Here is a 16,506-nt window from a genome sequence, read left to right on the forward strand (position 1 = left end):
GCGGCGGGTGCCGCGGTCAGGCTGTCCGGTCGGCGGCCAGGGTGGTGGCGAGCGCGGGGATGCCGAGGCGCTGTTCGTCCTGCGGGGTCGCGCCGTACAGCTTGTTGGTGAGCTGGTACGGGTCGGCGGCGAGGTCGTAGTACTCGCGGAAGAGCACCTCGCCGGTGCCGGCGGGCTTCCCTGCGGCGTCGGTGTGGATGCGGTAGTACTCGGTGTACTGCTCGGTGGCGCTGAGGTACGAGGACCAGGTGTGGGGGCCGCCGGCGGCGGTACCGTGCTTCCACCACTCGACGAGCAGGTGGTCGCGGCTGTACGTGCCGAGCAACGAGTGCCCGTCCTGCGGGGTGTCGGGGGTGATGCCGGCCGCGTCGAGGATGGTCGGGGCGATGTCGATGTTGGCGACCAGGCGGTTGTCGACGGTGCCGGAGCCGAGGCCGCCGGCCGGCCAGGAGACGTAGAACGGCACTTCGACGGCGGGCCGGTACGGCACGGACTTCTTCAGCCAGCCGTGGTCGGCCCAGGTGTAGCCGTTGTCGCCGATGTAGAAGACCAGGGTGTTGTCCAACTGCCCGAGGGCGGCGAGCTTGTCGTGGAAGGCCTGGACGGCGTCGTCCACGGAGAGCAGGGTGCGCAGCTGGCGCCGGCGCAGGGCGCGGGCGTCGGCGAGGGTGCCGGTGGCGGCCTGGATGAAGTCCGGCTTGTCGCTGCGGTCGGCCTCGGTGACGGAGGGCCGGCCGTCCCAGGCGGGGACGGCGGTGTCGGCGTACTTCGCCTCGGGGGTGTTGGGTTCGTGGGAGGCCTTGGGGGCCACGAAGGCGAACCACGGTCGCCGGTCGGTGGCGGCCTTGTCGAGGAATGCGAGGGTGCGGTCGCGGATGACGGTGGTGCTGTACCCGTTGACGGTGCGCAGGGTGCCGTTGTCGTTGTACGTGCCGTCGTTGTAGGTCACCGGGCTCTCGAGCAGCCATTCGTCGAAGTGCGGCGGGTTGTCGGCGGCGTGCCAGGCGTTGAGGTACTTGCCGAACAGGCCGGTGCGGTAGCCGGCCTGGTGCAGGTACCGCTGCACCGTGGTGTGCTGGTCCAGGTTGTAGGGGCTGCTGTTGTCCAGGACGCCGTGGTTGTGCGCCTGCCGGCCGGAGAAGATCGAGGACCGGGACGGTGCGCAGAGCGGGGTGGCGACATGGCCCGCCGTGAACCGGACGCCGTGGCCGGCCAGCCAGTCGACGGTCTTCGGGGTGGCCCATTCGGTGTGCTTGGGCTGGTCGTCGGTGAGGATCACCAGGATGTTGGGGCGGGCGGCGGCCGGTTCGGCAGGTTCGGCGGCCGCCCGGCCGGCCAGTGCGGGCGTGGCGCCTGCGGCGGCGACGGCGGCCGCGCCGGCGAGGAATCCCCGCCGTCCCACCCGGTTCGGCTCGGTTCGGCTCATGGCGTGTCCCTTTCGTGGCAGGCGGAACTGACGACGGGCGGTGGTAGGCGGCCGGCTGCGGCACGCCGCCGCAGCGCCGGCCGCGTACCCGGGCAGGGCCGGTGGCGGGCACGGCGGCTCGAGGAGCAGAGGTGTGCGTGCGGACGGGCCGGCCAACGGGGCCTCGGGGGAGCTTCCCCGGCGCCCGGCAGTGACCGTAGGGGAGCGGTTCCGCGAGCCGCTACGGATCTGCCGGGCGCAACACGGGGATTTCACGGCCCCGTTGCAGGGAGCCACGAACGGCCCCTGCGGATTGCCGTCTGTTGCACCGTCATGAAGCCTCGGGCGAAAGGGCGGAAGGCCCGCTCTGCCGCGGGTCGGGCCGAGCGGGCCGGGCGGTGCCGGTCGGTCTCAGGCGACGGTCACCGGGTGCGCAACCACGGCGCCGAAGAGGTAGCCCTCGCGGTTGAAGACCGCGGTGGCCGGCTGGGTGTTGCCGGACCGGTCGGTGGCACGCGCCCGCAGGTCGTACGGCCCGGGGGCGGCGGGGCGCCAGTCGACGGTCCAGCGGGTCCAGCCGTACCGGCGGGGCCGGTCGGCGAGGCGGGCGGGCTGCCAGACGCGGCCGCCGTCGGTGCTGACCTCCACCGTGCGGACGGCCGCCGCGCCCGACCACGACCGGCCGTGCAGCCGGTGGGTGCGCTGCGCCGCGAGGACGGCGCCGCGGGAGAGTTCGAAGGCGCTCTTGACCGCCTGGGTGGTGAGCGGCGCGCTGCCGCCCGCGGGGTGGTCCGGGCCGAACAGCCGGTAGAGGTCGGTGTTCCACGGCGAGTACAGCGGGTGGTCGGCCACCTCGATGTCGCCCAGCCACTTCACTGAGGCGATGCCCGCCCATCCGGGCACCACCAGGCGGGCCGGTGCGCCGTGGTCCGGCGGCAGCGGCCGGCCGTTCATCTCGTAGGCGACGAGGACGTCGTCCATCGCCTTCTCCAGGGGCAGCGGGCGCCGCACGTGCCCCATGGCGCTGCCGTCGGCCGCGCGGACCTCCGGGTCGAGGCCGGACGGCAGCACGTCCACGGCCGAGCGGCGCAGACCCGCCCGGTGCAGCAGGTCGCCCAGCCGGACACCGCGCCACTGCGCGGAGCCGACCCCGCCGAGCTCCCACGGTGTGCCGGGCGCCGCCTGGCCCTGCTGGCGGGTGTAGAAGCTCCGGCCGTTGCCCGCGCACTCGACCAGCGCGTCGATCCGGTGGGAGGGCATCCGCCGCAGCTCGGCGAGGGAGAACGCGGCGCCCGTGCCGCGCAGCCCGCTACCGTGCAGCACGAGCCGCCAGCCGGCCGGGTCGATCAGCGGCGTACTGGTGTGGTTCCGCACGAAGAACCGCTCGTTGGGGTGTGCAGGCCGGTGCCGGCGAGCGCGTCCCAGCGCATCTCGGCGTTGGTGCCGCGCGGCACGACCACTCCGGCGGGAGCGGTTTGACGATGCCGGGCACCGGGCCCGCCGTAGCCGTAGTGGTGGCCGCGGCCGCTGCGCGGGCGGGCGGCAGCAGGGCGGGTGCGGCCAGCACCCCGGCGGCGGCCGGCATCCGCAGCAGCGTTCGGCGGTCGGTGCCGTCGGCGCGTGCTTCGCCGGCGAGCCACTGGCGCCGCCGCAGGGTGTCGTAGGCGTGTTCGTCCATGAAGATGTGCCATCCGTTCCGAGGAGGGCGCACCGGGCCGGCCCTGCAGGGCGGATCGGCGTCCGCCCGCAGCCGGGCGGGCGGACGCACCGGCAGGGTCAACAGCAGGACGGGTGACACGGACGGGCACAGCACAGCCCGCGGCGGCCGCGGTGGCCGCCTCTGCGGGCGGACGGTGCCCGATGTCCGGTCATGCCCGCATCCTAGGGCGTGTCCGGAGCCGGATTCAGGTGCTCGGCACTTTTCCGACGGTCCGTCAGTTGTCGTGTACAGCAGGTGGAAGCGCGGCCGGCGGTGACTACCGCCGGGGCGGACGGGGCATGGTGAGACCGGGCGACCGGTGCGCGGAGGGGGATGGATCAGTGGGGAACCGGGTCCGGCTGGTTGTGGTGGCCGTGGCTCCGGCGCTGTTCTCGCTGGCGGCGAATGTGGTGACCGACGGGGTCGGCCTGCCGCCGGCCTGGTGGTACGGGGCGATGGCGGCCTGCGGAGTGCTGGCCACGGTGCTGGTGTTCCAGATGTACCGGGAACTGAGCGGGACACGGTGGCGGAGCCTCCCGGCGTCCGCACCGGCAGGTACGGCGGCCTCGGGGCCGGTGACCGTTCTGGAGGGCGGGCGGACGGGTGATCTGCACGGCAGCGCGCTCTGGGTGCTGGGCGGGGTGTTCGTGCTCGGCATGATGGCGATGCTGGCCTCGCTCCCGGGGATCGCCGACCGGGACGTCCTGCGGGACCCTGCGGAGCCGAGCTACTTCGAGGCGCACCCGGTCGGCATGCCGGTCTGCCTGGCCGGCACCTTCGTGCTCTTCTTCCTGCTGCCGGCGCTGGTCGTCGGGATCGGCCGGCACCGCGGGCGGCTCGAGTTCTCGGCCGGTCAACTCGTATTCGTGAAAGGCCGGTTGCGGCTCGTCGTGCCGTGGTCGGAGGTGGCCGCCGTCGAGGTGCGGTCCGCCTGCTTCGGCGGCACCTGGCTGCTGGCCCACCCGTTGCCCGGCTCCCCGCTGCTGACCAGTGGGCCCGCCGTGTCCGCCTACGACCCCGGGCTCCGCGCGATCCTGGTGTGCGACCTGCGGGCGTCCGGCATCAGCCGCCACGCCGTGGAAGCCGCCCTGACCCGCTGGAACCCCTGACGCGGGTTGCCCCAAGGGGCGCGGGGGTGCCCCCGCGCGCCCCTCGACGGTGCACCCTGCGCCTTCTTGCGGGCCGGCCGGTCAGTGGTCCGGGGCCTCGGTGCGGAGTTCCTCGGCGGCTTCCTGGTAGGCGCGCGCAGCCCGGGCGAAGTAGTCGAAGAGGACGTCGAGTTGGTCGGGGGAGTAGCCGCCGAGGATGTCGCCGATCCGCTGCCGGGCGGGAGCCATCACCCGGTCGAGGTCGGCGGGGCGGCCGACCGGTTCGACGATGACCTTGCGGCGGTCGTCGGGTGAGGGCGCGCGCCGCACGTACCCGGCCTGCTCCAGGCGGTCGACGAGGCGGGTGGTCGGCCCGGTGGTGAGGCCGGTGCGGGCGGAGAGTTCGCCGGGGGTCATCGCCCCGGACAGGTGAAGGATGTTGAGGGCGTAGAGGTCGGTGGCGCCGAGCTCGCAGGCCCTCGCGCTCGCATGGCCGTGCAGCATCACCGCACTCAGGTAACGGCGGTAGACCTCGCTGGCGTCCGATCGCATCCCCGGCGTTGACACGGGCTCCTCCACTCCATAATCTCTTCCTCAAGGAAGAGAAATCTTCGACGCAGTAACTTCACTTGTGAAGTTACCATGGGAGGGGACCTCATGAGCACCGAGCAGGCCGAACCGTCCGCCCGGAGGGCACCGCGCCGCCGCGCCGCCGTCCGCATCCTGGGCGCCACCGTGCTGGTCGCTGCCGCGGCCGCCGGCGGCGGGTACCTCTGGCTCGACGCCACCGCGGACGTGCAGAACCTCGGCGTGAGCGACTGCACCGCCGTCGCCGCCGTCACCACCCCGACTCCCGCGGGTGCGCCCGGCGCCGGTGACCAGCAGGCCGTCTGCGACACGATCCGCTCGCTGACCGACGCCTGGGGCCGCGGCGACGCCATCGCGTACGGCGAGCACTTCACGCAGGACGCCACCTACACCACCTACCTCGGCACCCACTACCAGGGCCGCAGCGACATCACCGAGGCCCACCGGGCCCTGTTCGGCGGATTCCTCAAGGGCACCAAGCTGGCCGACTCCTACCTCGGCGTCCGCTTCTACGGCCCGGACACCGCCGTGGTCACCAGCCGCGGCGACACCTACAGCGGCAAGCCCCAGAAGGCCGCCGACCTGACCAAGACCCAGTCCTACACGCTCGTCCGCCAGGGCGACCGCAGCTGGCGGATCGCCGCCTTCCACAACACCCGGCGCCAGCGCGTCATGGAGCGCATCTCCTTCGTCTGGGACCCGTCGACCGAGCCGGAGGCCGAGAAGTGACCGCCCACACCACCCACAGCACCGACCCCGGACGCGAGGCCGACCGCGCCGCCGTGCGGGCCCTCCTGGACAGCAGCTGCCGGGCCTGGGGCCGTGGCGACGGCGCCGGGTACGGCCGGCACTTCACCGAGGACGCCACCGACGTCACCTTCGTGGGCACCGTCTACCGCGGCGGCGACGAGATCGGCCGCGCCCACCAGGCCCTGTTCGACAGCTTCCTGAAGGGCACCGCACTGACCGTCGAGGTCATCGACCTGCGCTTCCTCGGCGCCGACGCCGCCGTGGCCGTCACCCGCGGCGAGGTGCACAAGGGCCGCCCGAAGCGGCTGGGCAAGCTGGCCACGTACACGGTCGTCCGCGGGGCCGACGGTACCTGGCGGATCGCCGCCGTCCAGAAGACCCGACACCGGCGCCTGATGGAGGCGTTCTCGTTCCGGTCGCAGCCGGCGACCAGGCCCTCCGCGCCGTGAACCAGCCGGTGCACCGAACGCCCGCGCCCGGCCCCGGTCTTGAACCCGCCGAAAGCCCCGGGCCGCGTACCGCGCTGGTGACCGGGGCGAGCAGCGGCATCGGCCGGGAGTTCGCCCGCCGGCTGGCCGCGGACGGCCACCGGGTGATCGCCGTCGCCCGCCGAGAGGACCGGCTCCGATCGCTCCTCGCCGAACTCGGCCCCGGCCACAGCCGTCTCGCGGCGGATCTCGCCACCGAGCCGGGCCGGCAGCAGGTCGCCGAGGTGCTGGCCCACCAGCGGGTTCACCTGCTCGTCAACAACGCGGGCACCGCGGTCGAGGGCTGCTTCGCCGAAGTCCCGCTCGCCCGGGCGCTGGAGACCGTACGGCTGAACTGCGACGCCCTGCTGGCCCTCGCGCACGCCTTCCTCGCCCGGGCCCGGTCCGGTGACGCCCTGCTGAACGTCGCCTCCACACTCGCCTTCGCACCCGCCCCCGGGCTCGCCGTCTACAGCGCCACCAAGGCCTTCGTGGCCTCCCTGTCGGAGGCGCTGTGGGCCGAGCACAAGGACCGCGGCGTCCATGTGATGGGCTTGTGCCCCGGCCCCACCGCCACCGAGTCGCAGCCGCACCACGACACCCCCGCCGTGCTCGTCCGGACGCCGGAGCAGGTGGTCGCCGCCGCGCTGGACGCGCTGCGGCGGCGCAACCGGCCCACGGTCGTCCCCGGCGCCGCGAACCGGCTCTTCACCGCCGCCGCCCGCACCCTGCCCCGCCGCAGCGTCCTGACCGTCCTCGGCGGCACCTGATTGCGCCTGCAACGGGCAGCACCGGGCCCCGCGGGCGGGTTCCCGCGGGGCCGGCGCAGGGTACTTCCGTCCGGCCGTCAGCCGACCGTCCAGCGCTGGAGGGCGGAGCCGGTGTCGGGCTGCTGGGTGACCAGGGCGCCGTTGGCGGTGGAGGCGGTGGTCAGCAGGAGCCCGCTCTTCTGCGAGACCACCCGGTACCCGCCGGTGGTGGCGGTGACCAGCCAGCGCTGGTTGCTGCCGCCGGTGCAGGTCCACTGGATGACCTGGGCGCCGGCCGCCGTGGAACCGCCGCTGACGTCCATGCAGAGGCCCGACTCGCCGTTGGCGACCTGGTAGCTGCCGTCGGCCTGCGGGGTGAAGACCCAGCTCTGGTTGGGGCCGCCGTTGGCGGCCCAGGTGATCAGCTGGGTGCCGGGCGACGTGGAGTGGTTCGGATTGTCCAACGCCTTGCCGGAGGCGGTCAGCGTGTGGGTGCCGGTGAGCGCCGGGTTCACCGCCCAGGTGAAGACGGTGGAGCCGGTGGCGGTGCCGGAGGAGGCGGTGACGGTCACGGTCGACGACCCGGTGGCGGTGGGCGTACCGGACACCAGGCCCGAGGCGCTGACGGAGAGCCCGGCGGGCAGCCCCGTCGCCGAGTAGGTCAGCGACTTGCCGGCCGAGTCGCTGCCGGAGAGCTGCAGCGAGACCGCGGTGCCCACCTTGGTGGACTGGTCGCCCGGGTTGGCGACCGTGACGGTCTCCGGGGCCGAACCGGTCGCGGTGAGGGTCAGGGTCTGTTCGGCCGCACTGCGCCCGCCGCCGACGGCGGTGCCGCCGGCGTCCGTCCAGCTGCGGGCGGGGGTCGTCTCGGCGAGCGGCCGGCCGTCGAGGACAGGCCGAGCACCAGGCCGCTGTACCGGTTGACCAGCTTGAACCCGCCGTTGGCGGCCCCGGAGGCGTCGGTGCCGGCGACGACGAACCACTGCTGCCCGACGGTCGGGCCGCCCGCCGGTGCGGCGGTCGCGGTGGGCGGGGCGCCCCAGGCCCGGCCGGCGGTGGCCGGGGCGACGCCGAGCAGGTGGCCGGTGGAGGAGTTGGCGATCCGGTACGAGCCGTCGCCGTTGGCCGCGAACACCCAGGACTCCAGGGCGGAGCCGCCGGCCGCCGCGAGCGAGGTGGTGGCGGAACCGCCCGCCACCTGGGCGAGCACCCGGCCGTTGCCGTTCGCGATCCGGTAGGCCTTGGTGAGGTCCACCGGGGGAGCGGCCGGCGCGGAGGAGCCGATCGTCACGTCGACGTACTCGCCGGACGCCCCGCCGGAGCAGCCGAAGGAGCAGTACGAACGGAAGGTCTTCCCGACGATCGCGGAGCTGGTCCGGTTGGCGCCGTCCAGGAACCAGCGGTACCAGGAGGCCGTGTGGTAGCTGCCGGTGTCGCCGATCGGGTACCACTTCTGGGCGGCGAGGTTGTCGGTGGCGTAGAACTGCTGCGGCGCGTTCCCGCTCTGGTCGACGGCCTGCGGCTCGCCGATGTACAGCCCCAGATGGGCGTTCCAGGTGATGTCCATGACGAACAGCGGCGAGGTCGCGGGCATCTTCCCGGCCGCGATCTGCTGTGCGGCGGTGCCGGTGTTCGCCGGGTCGTACTCGCCGGACACCGGGGTCCACCCCGTTGTGCTCGAGCCGTCGACCGGCACCGTGTTGCTCTCCCGGCCGCCGACGCCGGGCTGCGTCCAGGCGCCGCCGTACCACTTCTGCCAGGAGCCGGGCGCCATCTTGGCGGAGATCGGCGCGCGGGCCACGTGCTCGTGGAAGGCCTTCCAGCCACCGGACTTGTCGACGACCCGGGAGCCGTAGAACACGTAGAAGTACCCGGAGGCGGTGTCGACGAACAGCCGCTGGTCGCCGGCGCCGTAGTAGTACGTCTGGTTGGGGAAGGCCGCGGTGTCGCCGCGTGCGGTGCTGTACGGCGAGGTGATGACGTGGTCCTTGACGGTCCACGTGCGGCCCTGGTCGGTGGAGACCGCGTAGTCGATCGCGTCGAAGTGCAGCCCGTCGCCGAAGGGTTGCGGGGTGAACTCGTTGTGCACCAGCCCGTACCAGTCACCGGTGTCCGGGTCGACCCACACCCCCGCCAGGTCGCAGTAGTTGCGGTGGGCGTAGCTCGTACTGCCCGCGGCGGCCGTGGCCCCGCGGCCGGTCGGGCTGTTGTTGCACCGCCAGGTGGTGTCGTTGTTCCTGTCGTTCGCGTTGGCCGGGTTCACGTAGTTGCTGACGGCGGCCGACCGGGTGGCGGTGTCGAAGTCGGTGCCGGTGAAGAAGTCCCAGTAGCGGGGGTCGTTCGCGCCGTACAGCGCCGCCGACTGCTGGAACCAGAAGGTTCCGTCCTTGTCGACGTAGGGCGCGGCCGGGGTGTCGGTGGGATGCGTGTACACCACCGGCCGGCCGACGGTGACCGTGTAGGTCGCACCGGACGGCGGGGCGGCGGAGGCCGGGGGTGCGGCCGTGGCCGCGGTGGCCAGGGCCAGGGCCGCGGCGGCGAGCCCGGCGGTCAGTGAACTGCGCAGGGGGGAGGGCACGGTACTCCTTCGTGGGGTGATGCACCGTTGTGGGGTCGGCTGCGGGCGGGCGCCCGGGGGAGGGCGCGGCGGCAGCGTGCTCGAAGCGGCGCGCTCCGGAGGGGTGTGCTCGAAACTGCTTGCTAAGTGCCTCTTTGAAGCAGCTTCGAGCACACCGTGGCAGCGGCCGCGGCGCAGTGTCAAGAGCCGTGCCGACACCTGCCGCAAACCCCCTCCGACCCGCAACAACAGTCCAAGTCCGCACCCACGTGCGTCCCTTGACAGGCCGCTTTCGGCAGGGTCCGGGCCGGTGCTACTGGGTGGCCGTGACGATGCAGCGCCGGAGCTCGGCGACCGCCTCCGGAGCGCCGTCGACCGCCACACCGCTCGGCCCGGCAGGGTCCTCCCGGTTCCACGCCCAGCGGAGCAGGGCCGCGGGCGGGCCGCTCACCGTCACATCGGCCGATCCGTCGCCCGCACCGTCCGCCACCGTGAACGCCCCCGGGCCGGACCGCGCCAGCCAGGCCGCACCCTCCGTCCGCAGCAGGTACGTCCGGCCCGGCGAGCCGGCCAGTGCATCGGTGAAGTAGTCGCCCCACTCGGCGACGCTGTACGCCACGAACACCTTGAGCAGCTCGTCGACGCCGTCCACCGCCAGGTCCTCCGGGACGGGCGCCACCGGCTGCCCGGTGCCGAGCTCGGCGTCGATCCGGTGGACGACCGTCTCCTGCGCCATCCGCCGGATCCAGAACCCGACGGTCTGGTCCGGCGCGTACCAGGTGCCGGCCGGGTCCTCCGGCCGGCGTGCCCCGAACTCGGCCGTCAGGCCGGCGTATGCGCGGTCGAGCAGCGCCAGGGGCTCCTCCTCCGCAAGCTCCTCCGGCGGCCACTGCTCCGGCTCGGCGCCCTCCCGCATCGCCGCCGTCTTGTGCAGGTACACCCCGCCGACATGGCGGACCAGGTCGGCAACCGTCCAGCCCGGGCAGCTCGGCACCGCCCCCGAGAGGTCGGCCGCGGCGACGGCCCGAAGCCGCGCGAAATCGGCCGCCAGACAGGCAAGAAATCGTGGATTGTCCATGCCCACCACTTCAGCACGCACGGCCGACATGCCGATGCTCATCGCCGTCGACATGCAGCCGACGGCACGACTCCACTGTGCCGGTCCGGCACCCGCCGGGTCACCCGACGGCCGTTGCCCGGCACACTGGTGGAATGCAGCTCCGGGTCTCCCACATCGTCGTCGACTGCCGTGACCCCGAAACCCTCGCGGCCTTCTGGTCCGAGGCCCTCGGCGTCGGGATCGCGCAGCGGTGGAGGCAGTACGTGATCCTGGCACCGACGGACAGCGGCGCTCCGGCCATGGCCTTCCAGCGCGTCCAGGAGCCGAAGACCGGCAAGAACCGGATGCATGTGGACTTCACGGTCACCGATCCGGAGGAGGTGACGGACCGTCTGGTCGGGCTCGGTGCAGGAGTGGTGGACGAGGTCTCGGAGGACGGGGTCACCGCCCGGGTGCTCGCAGACCCCGAGGGCAACGAGTTCTGCCTCGTCAGAGTCCCGTCTGCCGAAACGGCGTGACACAGGCGAGGACGAGCGCGACCTGAGCCCGGTCCTCAACCTGTGGGACCCTGCGGAGGAAGGCAGGAGGATCGGCGCATGACCTCTGGCCCCACCTCTGCGCCGGCAGACACCCGGGACCGCAGAGCGATCGAGTACATCCTTGGCCGTCCCTGCCCCAGGCCCGCCCGGCCGCCGACGTGCACCCGCAGGTCAGACGCCGACCGCCACGGCTGCGCCGAGAGCCAGCAGGACGGCCCCGGTGGCGACGGCCAGGCCCCGCCGGACGGCCGGACGGGACACCAGCGCCCGGCCCCGGGCGACCGCGAAGGTGAACAGCAGGTACCAGCAGGCCGTCACCAGTGTCCAGACCGCGCCCAGCGCGATGCCCGACACGAGGACGGGCCCGTCGGCGGTGACGAACTGCGGCAGCACCGACACGGCGAACACCCCCGCCTTGGGATTGCCGAGACTCGTGCCGAGCCCGGCGAGGTACGCAGCCCGAAGACCCGTCCGGCGTCCGGCAGCTCCGGGCGCCGCGTCCGGCCCCGACCCCGGGGCGGTTCGGGCCGACCTGAGCGTGTTGATCCCGAGGACGGCCAGCACGACCCCGCCGGCGATCCGCAGCGCGCGGTAGGCCGCGGGTTCGGCGAGCAGGACGGCGGACAGGCCTGCCGCGGCAGTGCCGGACCAGAGCAGCAGGCCCGTGGCGGTGCCCGCGATCGTGGCCCGGGCGATCCGGGTCCCGCCCTCGAGGGTCTGACGCATCATGAGCGCCTGCCCGGCGCCCGGGAGCATCGCCAGCAGCCAGGTGGTGACCAGGAACGCGGACAGGTGGGTGGGCATGGCGCCGGCCTCTCTCGGGTGGTGCTCTCGACACCCACACTGGCGCCCGCCGGACATTCAGAGAAGTTAGCGCAGAGTTGGTCAGTATTAAGATCGGTGAATGGACGATCCGGGACAGCTCCGCCTGCTCGCACTGATCGAGCGCCACGGCTCGCTCACGGCCGCCGCCCACGCGCTCGGGCTCACGCCTGCCGCCGTGACCCAGCAGGTGGCCCGCGCCGAGCGGGACTGGAACGCGCCCCTGGTGCTGCGCGGACCGCGCGGAGCAGCCCTCACCGCCGCCGGAGCCGTCCTCGCGGCCCACGGGCACATCATCGACCGTGAGACCCGCGACGCCGCCGACCGGTTGGCCGCCCACCTCGGGCACCTCGCGCTGCGCCTGCGGGTCGGCGCCTTCCAGGCGGCGGCGCTCCACCTGCTCCCGCCCGCCCTGACGGCCCTGCGCCACCGGCACCCCGACGCGGACGTGGCCGTACGCGACCTGCTGTCCGAGCACGGCATCGACGAGATCGCCGCGGGCCGGCTCGACCTCGCGGTCGTCTCCTCCTGGGGCGCGCCCCCGCAGCCGCCGCCGCACGTGGCCGTCCACCCGCTCCTGCTGGACCCGATGGTCGTGGTCCTCCCCGACGACCACCCGCTGGCCGCCGAACGACCCGGCGGCACCCCGCTGCGTCTGGAGGAGCTCCGCGAAGAGTCATGGGTGACCATTCTGGCCGGACACGCCGCCCGGGAGCAGTTCGACCGGGCTGCCGAAGCAGCCGGCTTCACGCCCAGAATCAGGTTCGAGACCGCCTCGTACGATGTCGCCCAGGCTCTCGTCGGTACTGGCATCGGCGTCGCCCTGGTCTCCCGGCTCGCCCTGACCGGGGCGGCCGGCACTGCCGCCCGCGCCGTGGCCGACCCGCAACTCCACCGCCGGCTCTGGGCGGTGACCCCTGCCGACACCGTCCTCACGCCCTTGGTGGCTGTGTTCCTCACCCTGCTGCACGACGTCGCCGAGGACGTCGCCGCCGGTTGGACCGCCCTCCGCTGACGGGGCGCCGGCAGCCCGTACCGGCGCGCGTCCGCCGGCGAGCAGGTGCTCCGGGCGGGGGAGGGCGCCGGTGACGGACAGTTCGGTCCGACGGTGGGCCCTGTTGTCCGCCCACGGACGACGGCTCGATCACCGTCCGGTTGCCGTCGATGCGGTGGATCGGTCAGGCCGCACCGTGGTGTTCGCCCTTCACCTGGCACGAGCAGCCCGACTCGCCCTCGTCCCGGTACTCCGCGTCCTCGTCGTGCGGAAAAATCGATCAGCCGGACCCCTTCACCGATGAGGCGGTCAGCCGGGCGAGGGGGGTGTCGTGCGAGCCGGCCGGGAGGCCGAGCGCGGACGGGATCGCCTGGATCTGCCGGACCGCCCGGACCCCCTCCCGCTCCACGAGCCGGCCGACGGCCTCGCCGAGGGCGTCCAGGGTGTGCATCGCCCGGGCGGAGTTCACCGGTTCACCGAGCGGGCCGCCGTCGGGCAGCCCGGCCTCGCCGCGCAGTTGCACGGCCTGGAGCGCCGACACGAGGTGCTGCAGGGCCGCGGCGCCGGCGGACAGCTGCGACAGCAGCGCGGAGGCCACCGCGGCGGCCTGCTGCGGAGTGCAGGGGGCGAAGCCGTGGCCGAGGGCGTCACGCGCGGCCTCGGCCGCCTCCGCGGCGGCGAACGCACAGCCATGCACGCCCTCCGGGCCTCTCCGCCCGCTCCCGGCCGGGGTGCGCAGCAGGTCGGAGAACTCCTGGGCCCGGTCCTCCTCGGCAGCCGCCGCCTGCCACTGTGCGCGCCACGGCTGTCCGTCGTTCACGGTCGTCGTCATGGGCACATCCTCGGGACCCGGCCGGGGCCTGTCCGGGCTTCCCGCCGAACACCACCCGTTCGTGGCACCACCCGGCGGGCCGACTCCGCATACCGACGGGGCATGCCGACAGGCTGTGGGCAGAACTGCCCGGGTCGAAATGGCGACGGCTCCCGATTGCGCGGGCGAATCCCACGAGTGTTTGAATGAAGGAAAGTTGGCAATTCGAGGGGGCTGAATCATGCCCATGCTGCTGATCGAGGGAGCCTTCCACATCAAGGGCGCGCGCCCGGACGGGGACTCCATCCACTTCACACCCGACGATCCCACCGCGTGGAACCTGCTCAACGGCCCGGGGAGGCCGGTCCAGCACAACGGGGTCGGCCGCACCCAGTTGCGCCTCGACGCGATCGACACCCTGGAGACGCACTACGGCCGCAGCGGCCGGGAGGTGCACCAGCCGTTGGAGTTCGCCCACGCCGGAGCCGACGAACTGCTGGCCTTCCTCGGTTTCACCGGCGTGAGCCGTGACGGCAACGAGACGGTCACCGCCGTCGACACGGACGGCCTGCCCGGCTACATCCTCACCCGCGGTGCCGACGACTACGGCCGCTGCGTGGCGCTGGTCGGCAAAGGGGCGCCGCCCGCGGCCGGCGGCACCCAGGTCCACGTGGACATCCCGATGCTGCAGCAGACCGCGAACCACCACCTGCTCAGCACCGGCATGGCCCACCCCACGTACTACACCAACCTGTTCCCCGACCTGCGCGACGAGTTCACCGCCGCCGTGCACGCCGCGCAGGCGGCCGGCGCGGGCCTCTGGCCCAAGGACGTGACGATCTCGGGTGCCACCGTCACCGGCCTGTCGTCGCTGACCGACGACGTGGTGATCCTGCCCAAGCTCTTCCGCCGCCTGGTCGACTACCTGCGCCTGAGCCCCGGCAACCCGTCCCTCGCCGGCTTCGAGGGCTACCTCGCCCGTGAGGCGGACAAGTACTTCATCCTGTCCACCGGCCACCCGACCACCGGTCTCGACTTCGTGGTCGAGGTCGTCAACAGCACCGTCCGCATGACCCACCCCGCCGAGGACCTGGTCTTCGACGAGTAGCCGCACATCCGGCCCACCGGGCCCGCCCCCGGGCGCAGTTGCCCGTGCGGCGGAGACGCAGACCGCCCCCGTCGCCGGCAGCGCACCGCGGTGCGGGCCCGGTTCCGTGCTGCGCAGCGGAGAGCGGCGGGCCGTCGTTCTGACGTGCCGTCTCCGACGCTTCCGCCCAAGGGTGTTCGAGCGGCAGCGTCGCCCCGTCGGGCCGAGGGCATGTGCGCCGAGTCTTGACGACGCCTCGTCAGGCGCCTAGGTTGCGGGCAGAAAGTTTCCAGCAAGTTTCAATGACTTTGCCGCAAGGCCATGACCGGCCTTGCATTTGTGTCTCTCCGACCAGCCCGAGGCCCGCCCCACCGGTCTGACGGCTGCCCCACCCCAAGGAGACAGCATGGACCACACCGCCCGCGCGCCGCGGCGCAGACACCGCCGGTCGCGGCTGGCCGGCGCCGCCACCGCCGCCACCGCCGCCCTCGGCCTCACGGTGACGGCAGGCCTCGCCCTGACCCCCAGCGCCCAGGCCACCCCGCCCGGCACCAGGACGGTGACCGCCACCCTCTTCGAGTGGCGGTACGCCTCGGTCGCCAAGGAGTGCACCGCCACCCTGGGGCCCAAGGGCTACGGCTACGTCGAGGTCTCCCCGCCCCAGGAGCACATCCAGGGCGCCACCTGGTGGACGTCCTACCAGCCCGTCAGCTACAAGATCGCCGGGCGCCTCGGCGACACCGCCGCCTTCAAGAGCATGGTGAGCACCTGCCACGCCGCCGGCGTCAAGGTGGTCGTCGACGCGGTGATCAACCACATGAGCGCCGGGTCGGGCACCGGCACCGGCGGCACGGCGTACACCAAGTACGACTACCCGGGCTACTACCAGACCCAGGACTTCCACTCCTGCCGCTCCCCGATCACCAACTACGGCGACCGGTCCAATGTGCAGAACTGCGAGCTGTCCGGCCTCGCCGATCTGAACACCGGCTCCGACTACGTCCGTTCCACCATCGCGGGGTACCTCAACAACCTCATCTCCATGGGGGCCGACGGCTTCCGGATCGACGCGGCCAAGCACATGGCCGCCGGCGACCTGGCGGCCATCAAGGCGAAGCTCAGCAAGCCGGGCATCTACTGGGCGCAGGAGGTCATCTACGGCGCCGGTGAGGCCGTGCAGCCGAACGAGTACACCGGCAACGGCGACGTCGACGCCTTCATGGGCGCCTACGACCTCAAGCGGATCTTCACCAGCGAGAAGCTCGCCTACCTGAACAACTGGGGCGAGTCCTGGGGCGCCGGCTACCTGCCAAGCGCCAACTCCCGTACCTTCACCGACAACTGGGACACCGAGCGGAACGGCTCCACCCTCAACTACAAGTACGGCTCCACCTACACCCTGGCCAACGTCTACATGCTGGCCTGGCCCTACGGTTCGCCCAACGTCTACTCCGGCTACGAGTTCTCGGACATCGACGCCGGCCCGCCGAACGGCGGCACCGTCAACGCCTGCTTCTCCGACGGCTGGAAGTGCCAGCACAAGTGGCGGCAGATCGCCAACATGGTGGGCTTCCGCAACGCGGTCACCGGGACGTCCGTGACCAACTGGTGGTCCAACGGCAACAACGCCATCGCCTTCGGCCGCGGCAGCAAGGGCTACGTCGCCATCAACCGCGAATCCACCGCCCTGACCCGCACCTTCCAGACCGCGCTGCCCGCCGGCACCTACTGCGACGTCCAGCACGCCGACCCGACCAGCGGCGGCGGGTGCACCGGCACCACCTACACGGTCAGCGCGAGCGGCACCTTCACCGCCACCGTCGGAGCGGGCGACGCGATCGCCCTGTACGTCGGCGCCACGGCCTGACCGCCGGCGCAGGGCCCCGCATC

13 protein-coding genes and 2 pseudogenes are annotated in these 16,506 nt (G+C 73.0%); 8 read left to right on the top strand and 7 right to left on the bottom strand.

Going from position 1 to position 16,506, the window contains the following annotated elements; all coding sequences use genetic code 11:
• Positions 1-16: 16 nt before the first annotated feature.
• Both ACQ614_RS36820 and ACQ614_RS36825 read right to left on the bottom strand, forming a co-directional pair.
• The gene (locus tag ACQ614_RS36820; protein ID WP_431683470.1) at positions 17-1,426 is read right to left on the bottom strand and encodes a sulfatase family protein; all 1,410 of its coding nucleotides are present in this window, start codon (positions 1,424-1,426) and stop codon (positions 17-19) included.
• A 390-nt stretch (positions 1,427-1,816) separates the two neighbouring features.
• Positions 1,817-3,083 (bottom strand): annotated as a pseudogene (locus tag ACQ614_RS36825) (sulfite oxidase).
• A gap of 362 nt (positions 3,084-3,445) precedes the next feature.
• On the opposite strand from ACQ614_RS36825, the gene ACQ614_RS36830 reads away from it, so the two are divergent.
• Positions 3,446-4,213: a hypothetical protein gene (locus tag ACQ614_RS36830; RefSeq protein WP_431683471.1), complete on the top strand. Its 768-nt coding sequence runs from the start codon at positions 3,446-3,448 to the stop codon at positions 4,211-4,213.
• A gap of 81 nt (positions 4,214-4,294) precedes the next feature.
• Here ACQ614_RS36830 and ACQ614_RS36835 read toward each other — a convergent pair whose 3' ends face one another.
• On the bottom strand, positions 4,295-4,744 hold the full coding sequence (locus tag ACQ614_RS36835) for a MarR family winged helix-turn-helix transcriptional regulator (RefSeq protein WP_431683472.1): 450 nt from the start codon (positions 4,742-4,744) through the stop codon (positions 4,295-4,297).
• Positions 4,745-4,849: 105 nt separating this feature from the next.
• Here ACQ614_RS36835 and ACQ614_RS36840 point away from each other — a divergent pair, with 105 nt between their 5' ends.
• The 3 genes from ACQ614_RS36840 (at position 4,850) to ACQ614_RS36850 (ending at position 6,767) form a co-directional block, all read left to right on the top strand.
• Positions 4,850-5,509, top strand: a complete 660-nt coding sequence (locus ACQ614_RS36840; protein ID WP_431683473.1) for an SgcJ/EcaC family oxidoreductase — start codon at positions 4,850-4,852, stop codon at positions 5,507-5,509.
• Complete coding sequence (locus ACQ614_RS36845) at positions 5,506-5,979, top strand: SgcJ/EcaC family oxidoreductase (protein ID WP_431683474.1); 474 nt, start codon at positions 5,506-5,508, stop codon at positions 5,977-5,979. Before ACQ614_RS36840 ends, ACQ614_RS36845 begins: the two co-directional genes overlap by 4 nt.
• A gap of 77 nt (positions 5,980-6,056) precedes the next feature.
• Complete coding sequence (locus tag ACQ614_RS36850) at positions 6,057-6,767, top strand: SDR family NAD(P)-dependent oxidoreductase (protein ID WP_431683475.1); 711 nt, start codon at positions 6,057-6,059, stop codon at positions 6,765-6,767.
• 77 nt (positions 6,768-6,844) lie between these two features.
• Here the strand turns inward: ACQ614_RS36850 and ACQ614_RS36855 are convergent.
• Together ACQ614_RS36855 and ACQ614_RS36860 are read right to left on the bottom strand one after the other, a co-directional pair.
• Positions 6,845-9,324, bottom strand: a pseudogene (locus tag ACQ614_RS36855) (RICIN domain-containing protein).
• Positions 9,325-9,616: 292 nt separating this feature from the next.
• Positions 9,617-10,435 (bottom strand): maleylpyruvate isomerase family mycothiol-dependent enzyme, encoded by an 819-nt coding sequence (locus ACQ614_RS36860; RefSeq protein ID WP_431683476.1) that lies wholly within the window; start codon positions 10,433-10,435, stop codon positions 9,617-9,619.
• Positions 10,436-10,515: 80 nt separating this feature from the next.
• Here ACQ614_RS36860 and ACQ614_RS36865 point away from each other — a divergent pair, with 80 nt between their 5' ends.
• Positions 10,516-10,881: a VOC family protein gene (locus tag ACQ614_RS36865; protein ID WP_431683477.1), complete on the top strand. Its 366-nt coding sequence runs from the start codon at positions 10,516-10,518 to the stop codon at positions 10,879-10,881.
• A 192-nt stretch (positions 10,882-11,073) separates the two neighbouring features.
• Here the strand turns inward: ACQ614_RS36865 and ACQ614_RS36870 are convergent, their stop codons facing one another.
• The gene (locus ACQ614_RS36870; RefSeq protein ID WP_431683478.1) at positions 11,074-11,706 is read right to left on the bottom strand and encodes a LysE family translocator; all 633 of its coding nucleotides are present in this window, start codon (positions 11,704-11,706) and stop codon (positions 11,074-11,076) included.
• Positions 11,707-11,806: 100 nt separating this feature from the next.
• Between ACQ614_RS36870 and ACQ614_RS36875 the strand changes: the two genes are divergently transcribed.
• Positions 11,807-12,739 (top strand): LysR family transcriptional regulator, encoded by a 933-nt coding sequence (locus ACQ614_RS36875; RefSeq protein ID WP_431683479.1) that lies wholly within the window; start codon positions 11,807-11,809, stop codon positions 12,737-12,739.
• A 259-nt stretch (positions 12,740-12,998) separates the two neighbouring features.
• On the opposite strand, the gene ACQ614_RS36880 is transcribed toward ACQ614_RS36875, so the two are convergent.
• Positions 12,999-13,550 carry a hypothetical protein gene (locus ACQ614_RS36880; RefSeq protein ID WP_431683480.1) on the bottom strand — a complete coding sequence of 184 codons (552 nt, stop codon included), beginning with the start codon at positions 13,548-13,550 and terminating at the stop codon, positions 12,999-13,001.
• Positions 13,551-13,770: 220 nt separating this feature from the next.
• Here ACQ614_RS36880 and ACQ614_RS36885 point away from each other — a divergent pair, with 220 nt between their 5' ends.
• Both ACQ614_RS36885 and ACQ614_RS36890 read left to right on the top strand, forming a co-directional pair.
• Entirely contained in the window at positions 13,771-14,637 is an 867-nt protein-coding gene (locus tag ACQ614_RS36885; RefSeq protein ID WP_431683481.1) for a nuclease, read from the top strand.
• A gap of 385 nt (positions 14,638-15,022) precedes the next feature.
• Positions 15,023-16,483, top strand: a complete 1,461-nt coding sequence (locus ACQ614_RS36890; protein ID WP_431683482.1) for an alpha-amylase — start codon at positions 15,023-15,025, stop codon at positions 16,481-16,483.
• The last annotated feature ends 23 nt before the right edge of the window (positions 16,484-16,506 follow it).

The sequence above is a fragment of the Kitasatospora dryopteridis genome (assembly GCF_050749075.1).
Classification (GTDB): domain Bacteria; phylum Actinomycetota; class Actinomycetes; order Streptomycetales; family Streptomycetaceae; genus Kitasatospora.

Bases quoted from the DNA above. Each gene is read 5' to 3' on its own strand.
- ACQ614_RS36820 (WP_431683470.1), bottom strand. From the start codon at position 1,426: ATGAGCCGAACCGAGCCGAACCGGGTGGGACGGCGGGGATTCCTCGCC.
- ACQ614_RS36835 (WP_431683472.1), bottom strand. From the start codon at position 4,744: ATGCGATCGGACGCCAGCGAGGTCTACCGCCGTTACCTGAGTGCGGTG.
- ACQ614_RS36840 (WP_431683473.1), top strand. From the start codon at position 4,850: ATGAGCACCGAGCAGGCCGAACCGTCCGCCCGGAGGGCACCGCGCCGC.
- ACQ614_RS36860 (WP_431683476.1), bottom strand. From the start codon at position 10,435: ATGTCGACGGCGATGAGCATCGGCATGTCGGCCGTGCGTGCTGAAGTG.
- ACQ614_RS36865 (WP_431683477.1), top strand. From the start codon at position 10,516: ATGCAGCTCCGGGTCTCCCACATCGTCGTCGACTGCCGTGACCCCGAA.
- ACQ614_RS36870 (WP_431683478.1), bottom strand. From the start codon at position 11,706: ATGCCCACCCACCTGTCCGCGTTCCTGGTCACCACCTGGCTGCTGGCG.
- ACQ614_RS36875 (WP_431683479.1), top strand. From the start codon at position 11,807: ATGGACGATCCGGGACAGCTCCGCCTGCTCGCACTGATCGAGCGCCAC.
- ACQ614_RS36880 (WP_431683480.1), bottom strand. From the start codon at position 13,550: ATGACGACGACCGTGAACGACGGACAGCCGTGGCGCGCACAGTGGCAG.
- ACQ614_RS36885 (WP_431683481.1), top strand. From the start codon at position 13,771: ATGCCCATGCTGCTGATCGAGGGAGCCTTCCACATCAAGGGCGCGCGC.
- ACQ614_RS36890 (WP_431683482.1), top strand. From the start codon at position 15,023: ATGGACCACACCGCCCGCGCGCCGCGGCGCAGACACCGCCGGTCGCGG.